We start from the raw sequence: 21,557 nt of genomic DNA, 5'->3' as shown, positions 1-21,557 counted from the left end.
CCTTAGGCGACGGTCGCCTTGACGATCTTGCCCGGCGCGCGCGGGGGCTCGCCCTTGGGCAGGGCGTCGACGTGTTCCATGCCTTCGATCACTTCGCCCCAGACGGTATACTGGCCGTCGAGGAAGCGGGCGTCGTCGAAGCAGATGAAGAACTGCGAGTTGGCGCTGTCCGGGTTGGCGGTGCGGGCCATCGAGCAGACGCCGCGGACGTGCGGCTCCTTCGAGAATTCCTGCTTCAGGTTCGGTTTGGACGAACCCGAGGTGCCGGTGCCCGTCGGGTCGCCGCCCTGGGCCATGAAGCCCGGAATCACGCGGTGGAAGACCACGCCGTCGTAGAAGCCTTCCTTGGCCAGGTCGGTGATCTGCTTGACGTGGTTGGGCGCCAGGTCGTCGCGCAGCTTGATGACGACGTTGCGGTCTTCGCCGTCGCCGGTGTCCAGGGTGAAGGTCAGGGTTTGGTCGGCCATCGGGCGCTCCTTGAGGTTATGCGAGCCGGAATTGTGCGCGGGTCATAGCGGCTGAACGCCGTCAGGGCTATGTGGGAAGCATGAGTGAAGACGAAAAGCCCGCCGACAAGCCGCAGGAACGCCGCCGAATGGTGCGTCTGCCTACGGGCGGCACGGCCTCGGGCCGCAAGGTCGGCCAGAAGATCAAGACGGCCGACAAGAAGTCCCTGTCCAGCCAGGCGTGGATCAAACGCCAACTGTCGGACGAATGGTCCGACCGTGCGCGCGCCGAGGGCTGGCGCAGCCGCGCGGCCTTCAAGCTGATGGAGATCGACGACAGGTACCGTCTGATCAAGCGCGGCTCGCGGGTCATCGACCTGGGCGCCGCGCCGGGCGGCTGGGTGCAGGTGGCGCTGGATCGTGGTGCGGCGGCGGTGGCGGGCGTGGACCTGCTGATGATCGAGCCGATTCCGGGCGCGACCCTGATTCAGGCGGACTTCACCGATCCGGGCGTGGATCAGCAGATGCTGGACGCCATCGGCGGACCGCCTGATCTGGTGCTGTCGGACATGGCGCACAACACGATCGGCCACCGTCAGACGGACCACCTGAAGATCATCGCCCTGATCGAGATCGCGGCCGATTTCGCCATCCGCACGCTGAGGCCGGGTGGGAATTTCGTGTCGAAGAACTTCCAGGGCGGCGACGCCGGCGGGGTGCTGACGCGCCTGCGCGAGGAGTTCGAGACGGTGAAGTATGTGAAGCCGGAATCGAGCCGCAAGGGCAGCGCCGAGGTCTTCCTGGTGGCGCTGAACAAGCGTTAGGCGGACGCGCCGTCCGCCTGAGAGGCGGCGCGCCGGGCGGCTTTCCTTGCTTCGGCGCGCGTCCAGATGCGGTCGTGCAGGGTGAAGAAGACCGTCTGCACCAGCGGCTCGATCGTGCCGATGGCCAGGGCGATGCGGATGTCGCGCGTCAGGGCGAAGGCCACCAGCACCGCCACGGTGAAGTGCATCACGCCATAGGTGACGGTCTTGAGCGCCACCTGCTTCAGGTTGCGGGGCAGGGCGTGGCTGTGGCCATGATGGTTGTGGGCGCGGTTCTGCTCATGCGCGTCCATGACCTCCAGGCGGGCGGTGAAGGCCTCGGCCGTTTCCTCGACGCCGGACAGCATCTTGCGCCGCTCGACCCGGTGCCAGACGCGGTCGTGGATGGAATAGGCGACGGTCTGGACGATCGGCTCGACCACGCCGACCGCCAGCGCCAGCCGCCAGTCGCGCGTCAGGGCGAAGGCCACCAGGATGGCCACGATCAGGTGCATCACGCCATAGCTCGCGATCTTGAGAGCGAGCTGTCGCGCCGTGTTGATCAAGATGCGAACCATTGTCGGGGAATGCGGCCCTTCGCCGTCCGTTTCAAGGCAATTCCTCTTATATGCACGATAGCGCGGGCTTGGGGTTGCGGTTCCCCGCCAACGGGGGCTATACGCGGCCCGCAAAATGGAGGCTCCAAATGGAGATACGCGAAGGCCTAACCTTCGATGACGTTTTGCTCGAACCCGGTCCGTCCGAGGTCATGCCCGCTGATGTCGATGTCTCGACCCAGCTGACGCGCGAAATCAAACTGAACATCCCGCTGTTGTCGTCCGCCATGGACACGGTGACGGAAAGCCGTCTGGCCATCGCCATGGCGCAGGCCGGCGGCCTGGGCGTGCTGCACCGGAACATGACGATAGACGAGCAGGCCGAAGAGGTCCGCGCCGTCAAACGCTATGAAAGCGGCATGGTGGTGAACCCGGTCACGGTCGCCCCTGACACGACGCTGGGCGAAGTGCTCCAGATCGTCGAGCGCAAGAAGATCACCGGCTTCCCCGTGGTCGATCCGAAGAGCGGCAAACTGGTCGGGATGCTGACCAACCGCGACATGCGCTTCGAGACGGACCTGAACCTCAAGGCCGCCGATCTGATGACGACCGGCGAGCTGATCACCCTGCGCGAAGGTTCGGCCGGGCGCGAGGCGGCGCGCGAGCTGCTGCGCACCCGCAAGATCGAGCGGGTCATCGTGGTGGACGACGCCTATCGCGCCGTCGGCCTGATCACGATGAAGGATATTCAGAAGGCGCAGGCCTTCCCTAACGCCTGCAAGGACGAGCAGGGCCGTCTGCGCGTCGGCGCCGCCTCGACCGTCGGCGACGCCGGCTTCGAGCGGGCGATGGCGCTGGCCGATGCGGGTGCGGACGTGGTGGTGATCGACACCGCCCACGGCCACTCGGCCTCGGTCGCCCAGGTGGTCGAGCGGATCAAGCGCGAGAACAACCGCGTCCAGATCATCGCCGGCAACGTCGCCACCTATGACGCCACCCGCGCCCTGATCGACGCGGGCGCCGATGCGGTGAAGGTCGGCATCGGGCCGGGTTCCATCTGCACCACCCGCATCGTTGCGGGCGTGGGCGTGCCGCAGTTGACGGCCATCGTCGACGCCGCCCGCGCGGCGGAAGGCACGGGCGCTTCGGTCATCGCCGACGGCGGCATCAAGTTCTCGGGCGATCTGGCCAAGGCCATCGCGGCGGGCGCCAATGTCGCCATGATGGGCTCGATGTTCGCAGGCACGGACGAAAGCCCCGGCGAGGTCTTCCTGTACCAGGGTCGGTCCTACAAGTCGTATCGCGGCATGGGCTCGGTGGGCGCCATGGCGCGCGGCTCGGCCGACCGCTACTTCCAGAAGGAAGTCTCGTCCGAGAAGCTGGTCCCCGAGGGCATCGAGGGCCAGACCGCCTATAAGGGGCCGATCGCCCCCGTGGTGCACCAACTGGTCGGGGGGCTGCGCGCCTCGATGGGCTATGTGGGCGGCGCCACCATCGCGGACTTCCAGGAGCGCGCGCGCTTTGTCCGCATCACCAATGCGGGCCTTCGTGAAAGCCACGTCCACGACGTGATGATCACGCGCGAGGCGCCCAACTATCGTCAGGGCTGACCTGATCCGCTCCCGGCCCCGGCCGGGAGCGGTTTTGTTTTGGGCGAGTAGAACAGGAGACGGGCGTGACAACTGAACTGACCTATCTGGCGGCGACGCTGGTGCTGGCCCTGGTGCAGGTCTTCCTGCCCGCCTTCGCTCGGACGCGCGAGTTCGGCCTGTCTTGGAACGCCGGAGCGCGGGACAAGACGCCTGAGGCTAAAAGCCCTGTCGTGGGACGACTGGAGCGGGCGCAGGCCAATCTGTTCGAGACCCTGCCGCTGTTCATCGGCGCCGTGCTGATCGCCCAGGTCGCCGATCGGACCGGCGCGCTGACGGCGTGGGGCGCGGCCCTCTACTTCTGGGCGCGCGTCGCCTATATCCCGCTGTACGCCCTGGGCGTTCCCTATATCCGGTCGCTGGTCTGGCTGGTCTCGCTCGCGGGACTGGCGCTGTGCCTTCTGGCCCTTTTCATCCGAGTCTGATTTGACCCCAGCCGCCCGTCTGGCCGCCGCCGCCGCCATCATCGACAGCATTTCGCAGGGCCGTCAGCCCGCGGACGCCGTGCTCAAGGCCTGGAGCCAGCAGAACCGCTATGCCGGTTCAGGCGACCGCCGCGCCATCGCCGAGCGCGTGTATCAGGTGCTGCGCGCGCGGGGCCGTCTGTCGGCCTTCATGGGCGGGCGTCAGGACGGACGCGCCTTGATCGTCGGCGCCCTGTCGCTGCTGGACGGCGCGACGCTGGAGGAGATCGAAGGCCTCTACAACGGCGAAGGCTATGGCCCGCGTCCCCTGTCCAAGCACGAACGCGGCCGCATCGCGGCGCACGAGGACGCGGCCGATCTGGCCGAGGTCGCCCTGCCGGACTTCGTGACGGCGGACCTGAAGGCGGTCCACGGCGACCGCTGGCGTGAAGAGGTTGAAGCCCTGAGCGGTCGCGCTCCGGTCGACCTGCGGGTCAACGGTCTGCGCGCCACGATGGAAGAGGTCGAGGCCGAACTACGCGACGCCGGTCTGTCGCCCCAGCGCACGGAGCTGTCGGGCTGGGGCCTGCGTCTGGACGCGGAGCCCGCGCCGAACGTGCAGCCGCTGGACGGTTTCCAGAACGGTCATTTCGAGATTCAGGACGAGGCCAGCCAGGTTGTCGGCTGGCTGTCCGGCGCCTTCCCCGGCGCGACGGTGGTGGATTACTGCGCGGGCGGCGGCGGCAAGACGCTGGGTCTGGTGCAGGCCATGCAGGGGCAGGGCGCGCTGATCGCCTGCGACGTCTCGGCCAAGCGGCTGGACAATGTGAAGCCGCGACTGGCCCGCGCGGGCGTCGAGGCCGACCTGCGCCTGCTGGGCACCAATGGCGGCGGGGTCGAGGACCTGAACGGTCAGGCTGACGTGGTGTTCGTCGACGCGCCCTGCTCGGGCTCGGGCGCCTGGCGGCGTCGGCCGGAGGACAGCTGGCGCCTGACGGCAGAGGAAGTCGCGCGCCTGCATGCGCTGCAACTGCGCATTCTGGGGCAGGCGACCAAGCTGGTGCGGCCGGGCGGGCGTCTGGCCTATGTCACCTGCTCGGTGCTGGGCGCCGAGAACGAGGCCACGGCAGCCGCCTTTGAGGCCGCGCATTCGGACTTCAAGCCCGTCCCTGTCGCCGATGCGGCGCATAGCGCGGACCTGACCGAGGCGGGGCGCGAACGCCTGACCGCGCTGGCGCAAGGAAACCGCCTGCGTCTGTCGCCCGCCGCGACCGGCACGGACGGCTTCTTCATCGCCCTGTACGAGCGCGCTTCGTGAGACTGGAACGCTACGGCGCCGTCACCGTCCTGCCGGTGATGGCGGCGCCTGCGGAATACGGCGAACACCTGCGCGCCCGCATCGACCCGCTGATGACCGGCATCGGGCCGGTCGAGGGGGCTGTGGCGCTGACGGCGGCTCTGGCGCGGCTGGAGGCGAGGGGAGAGACGCCGGATCTGATCCTGTCGCTGGGCTCGTGCGGGTCGCGCGTTCTGGATCATGCGGCAGTCTATCAGGCGTCGTCCGTGGCCTATCGCGACATGGACGCCAGCGCCCTGGGGTTCGAGAAGGGCGTGACGCCGTTGCTCGACATGCCCGCCGTTCTGCCACTGCCGTGCCCCATCCCCGGCGTGCCAAGCGCGCGCCTGTCGACCGGCGGCAACGTCGTCTCGGGCGCCGCCTATGACGCCATCGACGCCGAGATGGTGGACATGGAGACGTGGGCGCTGGTGCGCGCGGCCCAGAACTTCGGCCTGCCTCTCGTCGCCCTGCGCGGCGTGTCGGACGGCAAGGCCGAGTTGACCGGCCTGCATGACTGGACCTCGACCCTGCATCTGGTGGACGAGAACCTGGCCCAGGCCGTGGACAGCCTGATCGCGGTGCTGACGGATCACGGCCTCTCCGCCCTTGAAATTCTGGCCCTTCAGGGCCAAACCCTCGCGCAATCGCTCGCCCCGGATTCGACCTCATGACCCAGCCGACCCAACACCAGAAGGTGCTCATCGTCGATTTCGGCAGTCAGGTGACGCAGCTGATCGCGCGCCGCCTGCGCGAGGCCGGCGTCTATTGCGAAATCCATCCGTTCAACAAGGCGGGTGAAGCTTTGGCGGCGATGCAGCCGCAGGCCATCATCCTGTCGGGCGGCCCCAATTCGACGACTGACGCCGACAGCCCGCGCGTCGACCGCGCCGTCTTCGACTATGGCGCGCCGATCCTGGGCATCTGCTACGGCGAACAGCTGATCTGCGCCGAGCTGGGCGGCAAGGTCGAGAGCGGCCACCACGCCGAGTTCGGCCGCGCCGAGATCGTCATCACCAGGGACAGCCCTCTGTTCGCGGGCATCGGCGCCATCGACCATCGCGAGCCGGTGTGGATGAGCCACGGCGACCGCGTGACGGCCCTGCCGGAGGGCTTCCACGTCATCGCCACCTCGGAAGGCGCGCCCTTCGCCGCCATCGCCGATGAGACGCGCAAGATCTACGGCGTGCAGTTCCACCCCGAGGTGGTGCACACCCCGCGCGGCGCCCAGCTGCTGAAGAACTTCACCCACGGCGTGGCGGGCCTGACCGGCGACTGGACCATGGCCGCCTATCGCGACGAGCAGATCGCCAAGATTCGTGAACAGGTCGGCGACGCCAAGGTCATCTGCGGCCTGTCGGGCGGGGTCGACTCATCGGTCGCCGCCGTGCTGATCCACGAGGCCATCGGCGACCAGCTGACCTGCGTCTTCGTCGACACCGGCCTGATGCGCAAGGGCGAGGCCGATCAGGTCACGACCCTGTTCCGCGAGCACTACAACATCCCGCTGGTGCATGTTGACGCGTCGAAGGAATTCCTCGGCGAACTGGCCGGGATTTCGGACCCGGAAACCAAGCGCAAGACCATCGGCCGCGTCTTCATCGAGGTGTTCGACCGCGAGGCGAACAAGATCGAAGGCGCCGCCTTCCTGGCCCAGGGCACCCTCTATCCCGACGTGATCGAGAGCGTGTCCCCGACCGGCGGCCCCTCGCACGTCATCAAGAGCCACCACAACGTCGGCGGCCTGCCGGACTTCATGAAGCTGAAGCTGGTCGAGCCGCTGCGCGAACTGTTCAAGGACGAGGTCCGCGCGCTAGGTCGCGAGCTGGGCCTGACCGACGCCTTCGTCGGTCGCCACCCCTTCCCCGGACCGGGCCTGGCCATTCGCATCCCCGGCGAGATCACGCCGGAGGCTGTCGCCACGCTGCAGGACGCGGACGCCATCTATCTGGATGAGATCCGCAAGGCGGGCCTGTACGACGACATCTGGCAGGCCTTCGCCGTTCTGCTGCCGGTCAAGACCGTCGGCGTCCAGGGCGACGCCCGCACCTATGAAAAGGTGCTGGCCCTGCGCGCGGTCACCTCGACCGACGGCATGACGGCTGATTTCTATCAGTTCCCGTGGGATGTGCTGGCCAAGACCGCCACGCGCATCATCAACGAAGTCCGCGGCGTCAACCGCGTCGTCTACGACGTGACCTCCAAGCCGCCAGGGACGATCGAGTGGGAGTGATTCACGCCTTATGGCGCCCTTTCGAAGTCACTTCCGAAAGCGCCGATAGTCACTGAACAAAAGTGGATTTGACGAGACCCTTCGAAGCCTTTCGGAGGGTCTCGCTTTTGTGACGCCGACCCTTTGGTGGAATGCTCGCCGAAGTCGGTGAACGGCTTCGGGATCAAGCGATCGCTTGTGGGAGCACGCCCAAAGGCGCTGCGCGCGCACTAGGCGGTGCGCGGGCGCATGGCGAGGAAAGTCGGCAGCAAACTGGCCGTGACCCTGCGACTGGCGTCCTCGGATTGACCAAGCATGCCTCGAAGGGGAGCGCCTATCAGGGCATCGCCAAATGCGCCCAGTGCGATGAAGAGGACAGCCGAGCCAACAGTCTCGTCAGGAAGGTCTACGCCTAGGCCCAGCTTCTCCTGGATGGCGACGACGAGGCTTTGAACGGCTTCGCGCACGGGTTCGAGGTGCGACAGGTCGCCGGATAAGGCGATCCAAGCCGCCAGGCGTCCCGCGCCCCCGGCCGAGAAGGCGTCGAAGACGGCGTTGATCAGCTCCAACGGCGCCCCTTCATCGGTGCGTAATCGGTCGACGGCGGCGTCCAGGGCGTCGCTGAGATCAGCCACCATCGACCCCATCAGAGCTGACTGGAGGCCGGCCGCTGAGCCGAAATGGTGGATCAGGTTTGCATGGGTTACGCCGATTTCAGCTGCAACGGCGGCCAGTGTGACGGCGTTAGGCCCCCCCGAAAGCAAGAGAATCCGTGCTGACGCCAGAGCCTCACGACGAGCTTCCTCAGGCGAACGGCGACGGCGGCGCGGCTTTTCCATTTTTCCAGTCGATGCTTATAAAAGTGACATTCATGTAGATAGCAGTCTCTTACGGGCCGTCCGGAGCAACCGCAAGCCGTTGGCGAGGTCTCTCGGCTGTCGGATGATCGTAAGGTCGAGGGTAGGGTTCGCGAAACCGTTGGTTAACGCCGGCCCGCGGGTGTCTGATGCGCCGCCTATTTTCGAGTTCTATGGAGCAGTAGGACGAAACCCGCCGGGAAATTTACCGGACATCAATGTAAATAAGCTGTTGACATGGGTATGAATAGATGGATCGATAGCGTCGGCTTTCGGCGCATCCGCCTCGTCGTCAGCTCTACATAAAGGCGGGAGGAAGCATTCGGTCCAGCTGGGGAGCAGGGCCGTGCAGGGGAGGGTTTTCATGGCTTCAGCGGCCTGTAATCGCGCGCGTCTGGCTGTCACCGCGTCGGCTTTCGCTCTAGTTGTAGCCGCCGGCCCTGCGCTGGCTCAGGATGCAGCGCCTTCCCAGGACGCAACGTCGGTTGGCGACATCATCGTCACGGCCCAGAAGCGTGAACAATCCATTCAGGATGTCCCGATCGCTGTTACGGCGCTCTCAGCCGAGACCCTGGACGCCATGAAGATCGACGGCGGTTCTGAACTCGTGCGGGCTGTCCCCAACGTCAGTTTTTCCAAGTCCAATTTCAGTATGTATAACTTTTCCATACGGGGGGTTGGCACCAAAGCGATTTCAGCTTCATCGGATCCAGCGGTGGCTGTCAGCTTCAACAATACGCCGTTGATACGTAACCGACTGTTCGAGCAGGAATATCTAGACGTTAATCGTGTGGAGGTCCTGCGAGGCCCGCAAGGGACTTTGTATGGGCGCAACGCCACGGGTGGCGTCGTCAACATGATCCCCAATCTGCCTGGCCCCAACTTCGACGCGATGATGAAGGCCGAAGCGGGAAATTATAACTCCATGCGCGGCCAGATGATGGTCAACATTCCTGTAACGGATACCTTCTGGATACGAGGTGCAGGGTCACTGACGAAGCGTGAGGGGTTTGATTACAACACGTTCAACGAAACGCGCGTCAATGATCGTGACCTGTACTCGACACGTCTGTCGGCGGCTTGGGAACCGACCGACCGGTTCAGCGCCAATCTGATTTGGGAACATTTCGGTGAAGATGACCGGAGGTCCCGTACGGGCAAGCAACTATGCACCAAGGACGAGGGGCCTACGCAGGTCGGATCCTTCACTGTCACGGACAGTTTCACCCGGAACCGGATGAGCCAGGGGTGTATGGCGTCAAGTCTGTTCGACGACGCAGCCTATGGGACGCCTAACGGTGGGGCGTTCAGTCATGTCTTCATGGGCGCGTTGATGAGCTACGGCTATGATCCTGATGAATTTATTCCCGCATCCGCATTCTACTACCTGACTGACCCGTATGCGGGGGTGACGCAGTCTAAGGATCTGCGCGAAATATCAACCGCATACGATCCAAAATTCAGAGCTGAGAATGATGTTGTTCAGTTGAATTGGCGATATGAATTTAATAATGGGCTGACTTTCCATTCGCAAACCGCCTTTGCTAAGGATGACTATTACTCTACCCAAGATTATAGCAGATATGTCAGTAACGACATTTTTGCTGATTCTTCTATAGTTCGCAGTTCGTGGCCGGGCGGTCCGGCGCTTCCGCCAAGCCCTGCGGCGCCAGGCGGGATTTACACGGATCCGCAACTGGGTCCTTCATCGTCCATCCTGTCGGTGGATGTCAGCCAGTCCGACAATAAGCAGTTTACTCAGGAGTTCCGCCTTCAATCTTCGTGGGATGGGAGGTTTAATTTCAGTCTTGGCGCCAATTATCTCGATTTCAAATCAGAAGATAATTACTATGTTTTCAATAATCTGTTCTCCTTTATCGGAGAATATTTCTATAATCAAAAGCTTTCATCTGGTTTTCTGGATACCATCCCATGTGGAGATCCATCGGCTCCTTCGTGGCGTGAGTGTGTATATGTTGAATATTATCCGCTTTCCGAACTTGAAGGCGATGGGCATAATTATTTCCGTAGCCGAAATGTAGTGCGTACGCGCTCGCTAGGCGTGTTCGGCGAAGCCTATTGGGATGTCGCGGACACGGTCAGAGTTACTGCAGGTCTGCGATATACGGATGATCGCAAGACCACGACGCCCTATCCCAGCCAGCTATTGCTCGGGGCGTCACCGGATGGAACGCCTGGCTTATCGTCTGGCGGTTATGTCAATCGCGGCTATCCGGCCTTACCCGATGTGAAGCAAAGCTGGGATGCGGTGACGGGTCGGTTTGTCGTGGACTGGAAACCGAACGTGGCTTTCTCAGACGATACGCTGGTCTATGCTTCATATTCACGAGGATACAAGGGTGGCGGCACCAATCCTCCGCGCGTTGATATCAATCCAGAAGTCATCCAGTATCAGCCTCTCGCGTCTGAATTCGCTCCTGAATATATCAACGCCTTTGAGGTCGGGACCAAGAATAGTTTCATGGACGGCCGGATGCGCCTCAATGCGACGGCCTTCTATTATGATTATAGCGATTACCAGGTCTCCCAAATCGTTGATCGGATCTCATTGAATGAGAATTTCGATGCACGGATATGGGGTATTGAATTGGAAGGCGCTTTCTATCCGACGCCCGCCTGGCGTATCGACGCTAACGTCGGCTATCTGAACACGCGGGTCGCTGATGGTGAGAAGTCCATCGATGTGATGAACCGCACCCAGGGCAATGCAGACTGGACCCTGTTACGGCCCTGGGTGCAGGTGCCCTCCAACTGTATTGCGCCGACCAAGCACGTCGAGACCATCCTGAATTTCGGTTTTGATGGGACCACGACCGGACAGGCGCTTCAGGCGCTCTGCTCCGGATCGGCGCGCTACGGCAGCTTCAATCCCGAGTTCGACACGATTTTACCTATGTGGGCCTTCTTTGGCTTTACCTATGACGGGGTTACGGAGGCTCCCAATTATGGTCGCGGCTTTGACGCAGATCTGAGCGGGAATGAATTGCCGAATTCGCCGAATTGGACAGCGAATGTAGGCACTCAGTACACGCTTCCTGTTAATGGCTGGGATATTACATTCCGTGCAGACTATTATTGGCAGGGCGAAAGCTATTTCCGTATCTATAATACCGAGTATGACAAGCTGAAGTCATGGGATAATACCAACATTTCAGTAACTGCCGAAAACGTGGTTAGTGGTCTTTCCGTTCAGTTCTACGTGAAGAATGTCTTCGATAAGACTCCGATAACCGACGCATTTACAAATAGTGATGATACTGGACTAACCACAAACGTGTTTACCTTGGATCCGAGGTTGATGGCGATTTCAGTTTCTAAAAAGTTTTGATGGTGCGATAATTTTGTAGATTTTGTTTGCATCGGTGTTAGTATTTACTGCTCTCTTTTGAGGGCTATGGAACAAAGGAAGGAAAAACTATGAAGAAGATTGTTTTTACTATCGCTTCCGTTCTCGCTATCGGCGCCGCTTCGGGTGCTGGTGCGCAGACGATGTCTCCGACCGGTTCGTTTACATTTTCTGGAAACGTAACGATGGAGCAATCAGTTACGGCAAACTGTAATGTTTCTGGAACTGGTAGCAATACCTCTTCTGGGGGAACGCTGAGTGGTTCATTTTCTCCAGGAAATATTCTTTATTGTGGCCCACTTAGCCTAGTTAAGCCCTATGGCGCATGGTCTTTTGACGTAATTCCGGGCGTAACAAATAAGGTTAGAGTTACGATTGGCGCTAATACGGTTCTAAACAAGCCCTGTTATGGTACGTTTGACGCGGACTGGAACAACGCGACTTCTACCATTACCTTTAACAATAACCCGCTTCCTCCGGTAAATGCAGGCGATCCGCCTTGCAAGATCGTCAATGGCTCGGTCAAGATTACTCCGGCTCGTACCATCAGCTAATGATGCGGCCCCTCGCAGGATCAAATCCTGCGAGGGGATTTATCTAACTTAGAAACGGCCTCAACTTCTTGTTTGAGGCGCCGTGCGGAGTTGGTCTCGACTCTGTCTGTGCGCTGGCGCCTCGATATATGGAGCAGAATATCGCCGACATTGCTTGCATGTCGGGCTCCATCACCCTGCATCGCCTTTCGCTCGAAAATAGCTGTGTCTCCCTCCGTTGTGGCGCCCAGCGCCGGGCTAGGGCGATCCAGGGTGGCCTTGATAGTCTTTTGCAATTGACATTGCTGTAAATGACATTAGTGTAGGTAGTGTCATTTAATCTCCGATAGAGGAGTGAGCCAGTGCAAACAGGTTCAGCGATGTTCGCGGCGCCTTATGCTGCGGATCGAGGCGTTCGCCAGCCGACGCATGTGACGAGCCGCCGTGTGCAGCCCGTACGGGCTATCCGGGCGTTTCGCGGCCTGGTGGCGGACAAGGACGACACGCGCCAGGTGTTCGAGATCATGAACGCCCTGTCGGGGCGCTCGCCGGACTGGGGCTATCGGCGGATGCTGGACACGCCGATGGGCGGGCAGCAGGCCTATGAGCGTCTGGAGTTGTCGGATTACCTCCAGGATCGCGACTGGTTGGGGCGGTTTGGGCCGGGCACCGTCGGGGCCGCCTACCGCGCCTTTGTCGAGCCGCAGAACTTCACCGCCTATGGCCTGGCGGAGGATAGCCGCAAGGTGGCCGACACCGAGATTGAGGCGGCGCATCCGCGTGCGTGGTACGCGCGCCGTCTGCGTGATGTTCATGACATCTGGCATGTGCTGACCGGCTATCATTCAGACGCCCTAGGCGAGGCGTGCGTTGTGGCCTTTTCCCTGCCGCAGACCCGCAGCGCCGGATTTGGCCTGATCGCCGGCGGCGTGGCGGTGCAGTTCATGCGCGCCCGAACCGGCTTTCCTTGCGGGCGGGCGGTGTTTCAGGCCTGGCGCAATGGACAGCGCGCGGCCTGGCTGCCGGGCGAGGATTACGAGCGGCTTCTGGCCGAGCCGTTGGATGAAGCGCGGCGGCGGTTGAAAATCTCGCCTCCGACCATTTATGATCGGGTGCCTCCGGCGGTCCGCAACGCCTATCTGGGCGGGAAGGGATGAGGCGGCGATCGTGGGTGTGGGCGACGGGCCTGGCCCTGACGACGGGCCTAGGCTTGGCCGCCGGGCCGTCAACGGCGCAGCACGACGACGCCATTGTGGGGCGCTGGCGTACGACGGCGCAGAATGGCGTGGTGGCGATCGAGCGGTGCGGGGCGAGGTTGTGTGGGCGGTTGGTCGACGCCGCCGCCCTGCGCGCCAATCCGGATCAGCGTGATGTGCGGAACCGTAGATCCGCGCTGCGTGACCGACCGATCAAGGGACTGGTGGTGCTGCAGGACTTTTCAGGCGGGCCGCAGACGTGGAGCGGCGGCCCTCTGTATGACCCGGAAAGCGGCCAGAGCGCGGCTACAGGCAGGCTGACCCTGGCTGAGCCTGACCGGCTGACGGTTCAGGCCTGCACCGCTCCGCTTTTGTGCCGCACCCAGACCTGGACTCGCCTGCGCTGAGGCGGGCGACGATTTTCGATTGAAGCTTGAATAGGCCGGAGGGCTGGCGGCGCCAGCGACGGCGGGGGATCGACCATGTTGATATGGATCTGCGCCGCTTTGGGCGCTGGTTTCATCCTGACCTTTCATCAAGCCCGCATGGCGTTGTGGGCCTTGCTGGCCGGACTGTGGATTCTGGCGGGATGGAAGCTGGGGATCGTCTCGTCATCGACGGCGGGCGTCATGGCTGCGATAGCAGTTCCGATCCTGGCGCTGCTGATGCTCAGGCCCCTGCGAAGGGCCTTGCTGTCCCGTCCGGCGATGGGGGCTTTTCGACAGATCATGCCGCGCATGAGCGCCACCGAACAGGCGGCGGTCGAGGCGGGCAATGTCTGGTGGGACGCTGAGCTTTTTGCGGGCAGGCCCGACTGGCGGCGGCTGTTGTCGACGCCTTCACCCAGCCTGACAGCCGAGGAGCAGCGGTTCCTGGACGTTGAAACCGAGCACCTGTGCGACCTCGCCAATGATTGGGAGACCACTTCGGTCTGGCAGGATCTATCGCCTGAAGCCTGGGCCTACGCCAAGGACAAGGGCTTTCTGGGCATGATCGTGCCCAAGGCATACGGCGGGCTTGGGTTCTCGGCCTATGCCCACAGTCAGGTGATCCAGAAGCTGTCGACCCGCTGTTCAGCGGCGGCGGTGTCGGTGATGGTGCCAAACTCCCTGGGACCGGCCGAGCTGCTGCTGCACTACGGCACGGAAGAACAGAAAGACCATTATCTGCCGCGTCTGGCGCGGGGGGAGGAGATTCCCTGTTTCGCCCTGACCAACCCCTATGCGGGATCTGACGCCGCCGCGATCACGGACACGGGCGTGGTCTGCAAGCAGATGTGGAACGGCGAAGAGACGCTGGGTTTCCGCATCAGCTGGCGCAAGCGCTACATTACGCTGGCGCCGGTCGCGACCGTGCTGGGTCTGGCGTTCCGCGCGGTTGATCCTGACGGTCTATTGGGCGACGAGGCCGAGCCGGGCATCACCTGTGTTCTGATCCCGCGTGATCATCCCGGCGTGAACATCGGGCGGCGGCATTGGCCGCTTAACGCCGTCTTCCAGAACGGGCCGACGACGGGCGACGACGTCTTTGTGCCGATGGAGATGGTGATCGGCGGGCGCGCTCAGGTCGGGGCGGGCTGGCGCATGTTGATGGAATGTCTGGCGGCGGGCCGGGCTATCTCCCTGCCGTCGTCCAATGTCGGCATGTCCAAGCTGGCCGTAGGGATGGTCGGCGCCTACGTCGCCATCCGACGTCAGTTCAACCAGCCGATCGGCGCCTTTGAGGGCGTGCAGGAGGCTTTGGCTCGGATGGCGGGCCATCTGTATGCGACCGACGCCGTCCGGCGTCTGGCGGCGGCGGCGCTGGACCAGGGCGAGAAGCCGTCGGTGGTCTCGGCCATCGCCAAATATCACGTCACCGAACGCGCGCGCATCGTCATCAACGACGCCATGGACGTGATTGGCGGCAAGGGCGTCTGTATGGGGCCTGGCAACTATCTGGCGCGCGCCTATCAGCAGGTGCCGATCGCCATCACGGTAGAGGGCGCCAACATCATGACCCGCACCCTGATCATCTATGGTCAGGGGGCGATCCGCTGCCACCCCTATGTCCTGACCTTGATGCGGACGGCGGAGGCGGGCGAGCTGAAGCCGTTCGACGCCGCCCTGTTCGGCTATGTCGGTTTTCTGTTCCGCAATATGGCGCGAGCGCTGACCTTTGGCCTGACGGGCGGCGTCCTGATCGGGGCGCCTCGCGACGCGGCGCCGCAGTTGAAGCGCTATTATCGCGCCGCGACGCGGCTCTCGACCCTGCTGGCGCTGGCTTCGGACCTGTCGATGGCGACCGTGGGCGGCGCCTTGAAGAGAAAGGGCGCGCTGACGGGGCGTCTGGGCGACATCCTGTCTCAGCTCTTCATTCTCAGCAGCGTGCTGAAGCGGTTTGAGGATGAAGGCCGTCCAGCGGAGGACCTGCCTTTCGTCCATTGGGCGGCGCAGGACGCTCTGGCGCGAGCCGGCGCTGCCTGGCGCAGCCTGCTGGCCAATCACCCAAGCCGGGGCGCAGCCCTGTTCCTGAAGCTGATCGGGGCGCCGTTCGGGCTGAAGGCGCCCGAACCGGACGACCGTTGCGCCGCCGCTGTCGCCGCCCTGATTCAGACCCACGGCCCGGCGCGCGACCGTCTGATCGCCGGGTCGTGGACGGCGCGGGTGGAGGTCGATCCCATCGCCGTGACGCTCGCCGCCTTTGATCTCTATCCGCAGGTCGAAGCCATTGAGCGGCGGCTGAAGGACGCCGTGCGCGGAGGCGTGATTGCAAGGGCGCCGCAGAATCTGACCCTGCTGGATGACTGGGCTGTGGAAGCGCAAGGCAAGGGCCTGATCACCACGCAGGAGCGCGAGTTGATCGGTCGTTTCGCCGCCCATGCCGATCAGGCGATCCAGGTGGACGACTTCGCGCCGGACTTCGATATCGCGGCTGGTCTGGCGAGACGGCCGACGGACACGGCGCCCGCCAAGACGAAAAAGAAGGCGGCCTGATGAGCGATCGCTATCTGAATTTCGTCAACTCGGGCGTGGGCGGTTGGGTGACGGGAGCCCTGGGCCTGCCGCGCCCGGCGCCGCTGCAACGTCGCGCAGAGGCGGGGGCGGGGATCGTCGGCCCGTGTCTGTTGGGGGCCAGCGGCGACGGCCCCATGGCGGCCGTTCTGGCGGGGTTGATGCAGGCGTCGGGGCATGGGCTTCATGCCGAATGGTCGCCGGATGCGCGCTATGGCGCATTGGTGTTCGACGCTTCGGACTGCGCGCGCGTCCAGGCGGCGAAGGGCCTGTATGGTTTCTTCCATCAGGCTGTTCGTTCGGTAGCCGAACATGGCCGCATCGTTGTGATCGGCGCCCCGCCCGAGTTGATGGCAGATGCTGAAGGCGAGGCGGTGCAGCGCGGGCTTGAGGGCTTCGTCCGCTCACTGGCCAAGGAGGTTCGGCGCAACATCGGCGTCCATATGCTCTATGTGACGCCGGGCGCGGAGGCGGCCGCCGAAAGCACGCTGGCGTTTCTGTTGTCGCCGCGCTCGGCCTATGTTTCGGGGCAGTCGATCCGGGTGGCCGCGCCGGTCGAGACAGGCGAAGCCGGAGCCGGCCACTCAGGACGAAAGGTGCTGGTCACCGGCACCTCGCGCGGGATCGGGGAAGCCATCACCCGCCTGTTCGCGAGTGAGGGGGCCCAGGTTACGGCGCTGGATGTGGCCGGGGCGGCGGACGGCCTCTTCGCCCTGTCGGAAGAACTGGGCGTCGACAGCCTGGCGCTGGACATCACGGCGTCTGACGCGGCCGCGACCCTGCTCGCCGATGCGCGTAAGCGGGGCGGCTACGACGTGGTGATCCATAATGCCGGGATCACCCGTGACCGCACCATAGCCCGCATGGAACCCGCCGAGTGGGACAGCGTCATGGCGGTCAACCTGTCGGCGCCGCTGGCGATCACCCAGACGCTGATCGAGGGCGGGGGAGTGCGCCGTAATGGCCGCATCGTCGCCGTATCCTCATTAAGCGGCGTCGCCGGCAACATGGGGCAGACCAATTACGCCCTGTCCAAGGCGGCGTGGATCGGGGCCGTCCGTCGCCTAGCATCGCAGTCGGCTTCAAGCGGCCTGACCGTCAACGCCGTGGCGCCCGGTTTCATCGAGACCCGGATGACCGCGGCCATCCCCTTCGCCATTCGCGAAGCAGGGCGCCGGATGAACAGCATGGGGCAGGGGGGCAGCCCGGTCGATGTGGCCGAGACGATCGCCTGGCTGGCGCATCCTGAATCGGGCGGCGTCAACGGGCAGGTGGTGCGCGTCTGCGGCCAGAGCCTGCTGGGCGCATGATCGTGGACGGCGCGGTCCAGCGGTTCGACGCTCCTCTGTCAGGGCTGGCGGTGGTCGGCGGCGCCCTGCATGGTCTGATACGCAAAGCGCCGTCTGACCCGGTGCTGCCGCGCCGCGTGCTTGAACGTGAGGTGGTGTTGGAGGCGACGGCGGTCGACGCCTATGCCGGCGTGTGCGGCTTTGCGCCCGAGCAGGGCGTGCCGATCACCTGGCCCCACGTTCTGGCCTTTCCTCTGCAGATGCGGATTCTGTTGGGGGCGGACTTTCCCTATCCGGCGGTCGGTCTGGTGCACCTGCACAACCATATCCGTCAGCACGCGCGGTTGGGCCTTGGCGACCGGCTGAGGTTGAGGGTCCGGGCGGGACGATTCGTAGCCCACGACAAGGGACAGGCCTTCACGCTGGAGACGACGGCGGTTCGCGACGGGGAGACCGTGTGGGAAGGCTCCAGCCTCTACATGCGCGTCGGTCGGCCCGGATCGGGCGAACCGGCGCCGGTTCTGGCGAGCGACGAAGCGGGCGCGCAAAGCGAGACATGGAGGCTTTCTGAAGACCTGGGCCGTCGCTACGCACGTGTTTCCGGCGACGCCAATCCCATCCACACTTCGGCGTTGGGGGCGCGGCTGTTCGGTTTTCGCCGCGCGATCGCCCACGGGATGTGGAGCAAGGCGCGAGCCATCGCCGCCCTGTCGCCGCCGCAACCCTTGAAGGTCGCCGAGGTCGAGGTCGCCTTTCGCGCGCCGCTGTTCCTGCCCGGAAAGGCGGCGTTTTACGCTGGATCATGCGGCCGTGAACGCCATTTTGAAGTGCGCGACGCTGTTGGATCGCGCATCCATACGCGGGGTCGTTTGACCCTTTCATCCAGGGATGAAGCCCCATGCTGACCGCACCTGCGCCGAGTCGAGTCGCCATTATCGGCGGCGTCCGCATTCCCTTTGCGCGGTCCAACACCGCCTATGCCGAGGCGTCCAACCAGGACATGCTGACCGCCGCCTTGCAGGGATTGACCGACCGTTTCGACCTGCACGGTCAGCGCCTGGGCGAGGTGGCGGCGGGCGCGGTGCTTAAGCTGTCTCGCGACATCGCCCTGACCCGCGAAAGCGTGCTGGGCACGACCATCGGCGCAGACACCCCGGCCTATGACGTGTCTCAGGCCTGCGGCACCGGGCTGGAGGCCGCCATCCTGGTCGCCAACAAGATCGCGCTGGGCCAGATCGAGGTCGGGATCGCGGGCGGGGTGGACACGACGTCGGACGCGCCCATTGCTCTGAACGAACGGTTCCGAAAGGCCCTGCTGGCGGCGAACCGGGAGAAGACGACCGGCGGTCGGATCAAGGCGCTGTTGGGCGCAGGCCTGACCGCCCCGTTCAAACCGGAGCCGCCGCGCAACGCTGAACCCCGCACCGGCCTGTCGATGGGCGAACACTGCGAACTGATGGCCAAGCGCTGGAACATCGCGCGTGAGGATCAGGACGCCCTGGCCGTCGCCAGTCACCGCAACGCCGCCGCCGCCTGGGAAGCGGGTCTGTTCGACGACGTGGTCATTCCCTATCGGGGGCTGAGGCGGGACAACAACCTGCGGCCGGATATTGATCCGGCGAAGCTGGCGACGATGAAGCCGGTGTTCGACCGCGAGAACGGCACCCTGACGGCGGCCAATTCCACGCCCCTGACGGATGGCGCCTCGACCGTGCTGCTGGCGAGCGAGGACTGGGCCAAGGCGCGGGGGGTGCCGATTCAGGCCTATCTGCGGACCGGCGAGGCGGCGGCGGTTGATTTCGTCGGGGGGGACGAAGGGCTGTTGATGGCGCCCGCCTATGCGGTTCCGCGCATGTTGGCGCGGCTGGGCCTGACGCTCCAGGATTTTGATTTTTATGAGATTCACGAGGCCTTCGCCGCTCAGGTGCTGTGCACGCTCAGGGCCTGGGAGGATGAGGACTACGCTCGCACAAGGCTGGGGCTGGATGCCGCGCCGGGTTCGATCGACCGTGCCAGGCTGAACGTCAACGGCGGCTCGCTGGCGGCGGGGCACCCGTTCGCGGCGACCGGCGGGCGCATCCTGGCCAATCTGGCCGCCATGATCGACCGCAATGGCGGCGGGCGCGGGCTTATCTCCATCTGCGCGGCGGGCGGGCAGGGCGTTGTCGCAGTGGTCGAGAAATGAGCGCTGTGACGGATCACGCTGCGGAGATGGACCAGCTGTGGGCCGAGCGTTTCTGGACGAAGTCCTATCGCAAGGGCGTGCCCGTCTGCATCGAGGATGAGTTGGCGCGCTGGGCCTCGGTCCCCCAGCTGTTCGAGGCGGATGCGTTGAAGTTCGCCGACCGTCCCGGCTTCGTCAGTCTGGGGTCCGCCGTGACCTATGGCGACATGCTGAAGGCGGCCAAGGCGTTTGGCGCATGGCTTCAGTCGGTCGGGGTTCAGCCGGGCGAACGGGTGGCCCTGATGATGCCCAACTGCCTGCAATATCCGGCGGCCCTGTTCGGGGTGCTGTTCGCGGGCGCGGTGGTGGTCAACGTCAATCCGCTCTACACCCCGCGTGAATTGAACCATCAGCTGAAGGACAGCGGGGCGGTCGTCCTGGTGGTCATGGACATGTTCGCCGCCACAGTGGAGCAGGCGCGCGAAGGAACCGATCTTCGGCACGTCGTCGTTACCGCCATGGGCGACATGATGGGCGGACTGAAGGGCGTCGCCGTCAGCGCCCTGATGCGTCACGTGCAGAAGATGGTTCCGGCCTATCATCTGCCGGGCTCGCATCGGTGGACGCGCGTGATGGGACAGGCCCGGCGACTGACGTTGCAGCCGGTGCAGATCAGTCCTGAAGACATCGCCTTCCTGCAATATACGGGGGGCACGTCAGGCGTGGCGAAGGGGGCGATGCTGACCCATCGCAACATCCTGGCCAACACGATTCAGGGGCGGGTCTGGCTGCTGGATCAGATTGATCAGACACGGCCTCTGGGCAATGTCACCATGCTGCCGCTTTACCATATCTTCTCGCTGACCGCGAACCTGATGATGTTCACCGGGGCGGGCGGGCGCAACATCCTGATCGCCAATCCGCGCGACGCCAAGCGGGTGGAATGGATCCTGCGCAAGGAGCGTTTCGTCGGCATGACCGGGCTGAACACCCTATTCGTCAGCCTGATGAAGAGCCGGGCGTTTCGAGAGCGCGATTTCTCGGATCTGAAGCTGACCATCGCCGGAGGCATGGCGACGCAGAGGGTCGTCGCGGAGGAATGGCAGGCGGTGACGGGCGCGCCGCTGATCGACGGCTATGGCCTGACGGAGACGTCGCCGGTGGTCTGTATCGGGCGCGTCGATCTGGAGCATCCGGAAGGGATGGGCTTCGACGGAACGGTGGGCCTGCCGGTGCCCTCGACGGAGGTTCGCATGCGCCGCGAGGACGGGAGCTGGGCCGGGATCGGCGAAGAGGGCGAACTGCATGTGCGCGGTCCCCAGGTGATGCTGGGCTATTGGAAACGGCCTGACGAGACGGCCAGGGTGCTGTCGGACGACGGCTGGCTGGCGACCGGCGACGTCGGGGTGATGCAGGCGGATGGGCGCGTGCGTCTGGTGGATCGGATCAAGGACATGATCCTGGTGTCCGGCTTCAACGTCTATCCGGGCGAGATCGAGGATGTGGTCGCCAGCCATCCTCTGGTCGAGGAGGTCGCCGCCGTCGGCGTGCCGGATGCGGCGCAGGGAGAGCGGATCAAGATCGTCGTGGTGCCGCGATCGCCTGAGCTGACGACCGAGATGCTGATCGCTCACAGCCGCGCGCAACTGACCGGCTACAAGGTGCCGCGCATCGTCGAGTTCCGCAGCGAACCCCTGCCCAAGACGGCGGTGGGCAAGGTGCTGCGTCGCGAACTGCGCGGCTGATCTCGT

Annotated in this window: 18 protein-coding genes and 1 pseudogene; 15 read left to right on the top strand and 4 right to left on the bottom strand. The window is 64.1% G+C overall.

Going from position 1 to position 21,557, the window contains the following annotated elements:
• Positions 1-2 precede the first annotated feature (2 nt).
• The gene (locus RSD66_RS10810; RefSeq protein ID WP_003167307.1) at positions 3-467 is read right to left on the bottom strand and encodes a peptidylprolyl isomerase; all 465 of its coding nucleotides are present in this window, start codon (positions 465-467) and stop codon (positions 3-5) included.
• Positions 468-547: 80 nt separating this feature from the next.
• Here RSD66_RS10810 and RSD66_RS10805 point away from each other — a divergent pair, with 80 nt between their 5' ends.
• A complete protein-coding gene (locus tag RSD66_RS10805) occupies positions 548-1,270 on the top strand; it encodes an RlmE family RNA methyltransferase (protein WP_415287717.1) in 723 nt (240 codons plus the stop codon).
• Here the strand turns inward: RSD66_RS10805 and RSD66_RS10800 are convergent.
• The gene (locus tag RSD66_RS10800) at positions 1,267-1,827 is read right to left on the bottom strand and encodes a DUF2061 domain-containing protein (RefSeq protein WP_415287716.1); all 561 of its coding nucleotides are present in this window, start codon (positions 1,825-1,827) and stop codon (positions 1,267-1,269) included. The genes RSD66_RS10805 and RSD66_RS10800 overlap by 4 nt on opposite strands.
• A gap of 128 nt (positions 1,828-1,955) precedes the next feature.
• Between RSD66_RS10800 and guaB the strand changes: the two genes are divergently transcribed.
• The 5 genes from guaB (at position 1,956) to guaA (ending at position 7,428) form a co-directional block, all read left to right on the top strand.
• A complete protein-coding gene (gene guaB / locus RSD66_RS10795; RefSeq protein ID WP_415287715.1) occupies positions 1,956-3,416 on the top strand; it encodes an IMP dehydrogenase in 1,461 nt (486 codons plus the stop codon).
• Between the two features lie 65 nt (positions 3,417-3,481).
• Positions 3,482-3,880, top strand: a complete 399-nt coding sequence (locus RSD66_RS10790) for an MAPEG family protein (RefSeq protein ID WP_343829036.1) — start codon at positions 3,482-3,484, stop codon at positions 3,878-3,880.
• A gap of 1 nt (position 3,881) precedes the next feature.
• Complete coding sequence (locus tag RSD66_RS10785) at positions 3,882-5,177, top strand: RsmB/NOP family class I SAM-dependent RNA methyltransferase (protein ID WP_415287713.1); 1,296 nt, start codon at positions 3,882-3,884, stop codon at positions 5,175-5,177.
• The gene (locus RSD66_RS10780) at positions 5,174-5,869 is read left to right on the top strand and encodes a 5'-methylthioadenosine/S-adenosylhomocysteine nucleosidase (RefSeq protein ID WP_415287712.1); all 696 of its coding nucleotides are present in this window, start codon (positions 5,174-5,176) and stop codon (positions 5,867-5,869) included. Before RSD66_RS10785 ends, RSD66_RS10780 begins: the two co-directional genes overlap by 4 nt.
• Positions 5,866-7,428 (top strand): glutamine-hydrolyzing GMP synthase, encoded by a 1,563-nt coding sequence (guaA, locus tag RSD66_RS10775; RefSeq protein WP_415287711.1) that lies wholly within the window; start codon positions 5,866-5,868, stop codon positions 7,426-7,428. Before RSD66_RS10780 ends, guaA begins: the two co-directional genes overlap by 4 nt.
• A gap of 209 nt (positions 7,429-7,637) precedes the next feature.
• On the opposite strand, the gene RSD66_RS10770 is transcribed toward guaA, so the two are convergent.
• Positions 7,638-8,045: a hypothetical protein gene (locus tag RSD66_RS10770; protein WP_415289617.1), complete on the bottom strand. Its 408-nt coding sequence runs from the start codon at positions 8,043-8,045 to the stop codon at positions 7,638-7,640.
• Between the two features lie 33 nt (positions 8,046-8,078).
• Positions 8,079-8,246: pseudogene (locus tag RSD66_RS10765) on the bottom strand (TetR family transcriptional regulator); the annotation flags it as partial.
• A gap of 382 nt (positions 8,247-8,628) precedes the next feature.
• Between RSD66_RS10765 and RSD66_RS10760 the strand changes: the two are divergent.
• The 9 genes from RSD66_RS10760 to RSD66_RS10720 all read left to right on the top strand — a co-directional run bounded on the left by RSD66_RS10760 (position 8,629) and on the right by RSD66_RS10720 (position 21,551).
• Positions 8,629-11,613, top strand: coding sequence for a TonB-dependent receptor (locus RSD66_RS10760; protein WP_415287710.1), 2,985 nt, complete (start codon positions 8,629-8,631; stop codon positions 11,611-11,613).
• A gap of 89 nt (positions 11,614-11,702) precedes the next feature.
• Positions 11,703-12,185, top strand: coding sequence for a protein activator of alkane oxidation PraB (locus RSD66_RS10755; protein ID WP_415287708.1), 483 nt, complete (start codon positions 11,703-11,705; stop codon positions 12,183-12,185).
• A gap of 410 nt (positions 12,186-12,595) precedes the next feature.
• The gene (locus RSD66_RS10750; protein ID WP_081650941.1) at positions 12,596-13,321 is read left to right on the top strand and encodes a Coq4 family protein; all 726 of its coding nucleotides are present in this window, start codon (positions 12,596-12,598) and stop codon (positions 13,319-13,321) included.
• On the top strand, positions 13,318-13,767 hold the full coding sequence (locus tag RSD66_RS10745) for a DUF2147 domain-containing protein (RefSeq protein ID WP_415287707.1): 450 nt from the start codon (positions 13,318-13,320) through the stop codon (positions 13,765-13,767). Before RSD66_RS10750 ends, RSD66_RS10745 begins: the two co-directional genes overlap by 4 nt.
• A 75-nt stretch (positions 13,768-13,842) precedes the next feature.
• The gene (locus RSD66_RS10740; protein WP_415287706.1) at positions 13,843-16,335 is read left to right on the top strand and encodes an acyl-CoA dehydrogenase; all 2,493 of its coding nucleotides are present in this window, start codon (positions 13,843-13,845) and stop codon (positions 16,333-16,335) included.
• Positions 16,335-17,663 (top strand): 3-oxoacyl-ACP reductase, encoded by a 1,329-nt coding sequence (locus tag RSD66_RS10735; protein ID WP_415287704.1) that lies wholly within the window; start codon positions 16,335-16,337, stop codon positions 17,661-17,663. Before RSD66_RS10740 ends, RSD66_RS10735 begins: the two co-directional genes overlap by 1 nt.
• Positions 17,660-18,547: a MaoC family dehydratase gene (locus RSD66_RS10730; RefSeq protein WP_415287703.1), complete on the top strand. Its 888-nt coding sequence runs from the start codon at positions 17,660-17,662 to the stop codon at positions 18,545-18,547. Before RSD66_RS10735 ends, RSD66_RS10730 begins: the two co-directional genes overlap by 4 nt.
• Complete coding sequence (locus tag RSD66_RS10725; protein WP_415287702.1) at positions 18,541-19,827, top strand: acetyl-CoA C-acetyltransferase; 1,287 nt, start codon at positions 18,541-18,543, stop codon at positions 19,825-19,827. Before RSD66_RS10730 ends, RSD66_RS10725 begins: the two co-directional genes overlap by 7 nt.
• The gene (locus RSD66_RS10720) at positions 19,824-21,551 is read left to right on the top strand and encodes an AMP-binding protein (protein WP_415287701.1); all 1,728 of its coding nucleotides are present in this window, start codon (positions 19,824-19,826) and stop codon (positions 21,549-21,551) included. Before RSD66_RS10725 ends, RSD66_RS10720 begins: the two co-directional genes overlap by 4 nt.
• Positions 21,552-21,557 lie beyond the last annotated feature (6 nt).

This window comes from Brevundimonas sp. S1H14, assembly GCF_047716865.1.
In the GTDB taxonomy this organism is placed as follows: domain Bacteria; phylum Pseudomonadota; class Alphaproteobacteria; order Caulobacterales; family Caulobacteraceae; genus Brevundimonas; species Brevundimonas naejangsanensis.
This window is presented reverse-complemented; position numbering and strand designations above follow the sequence as displayed.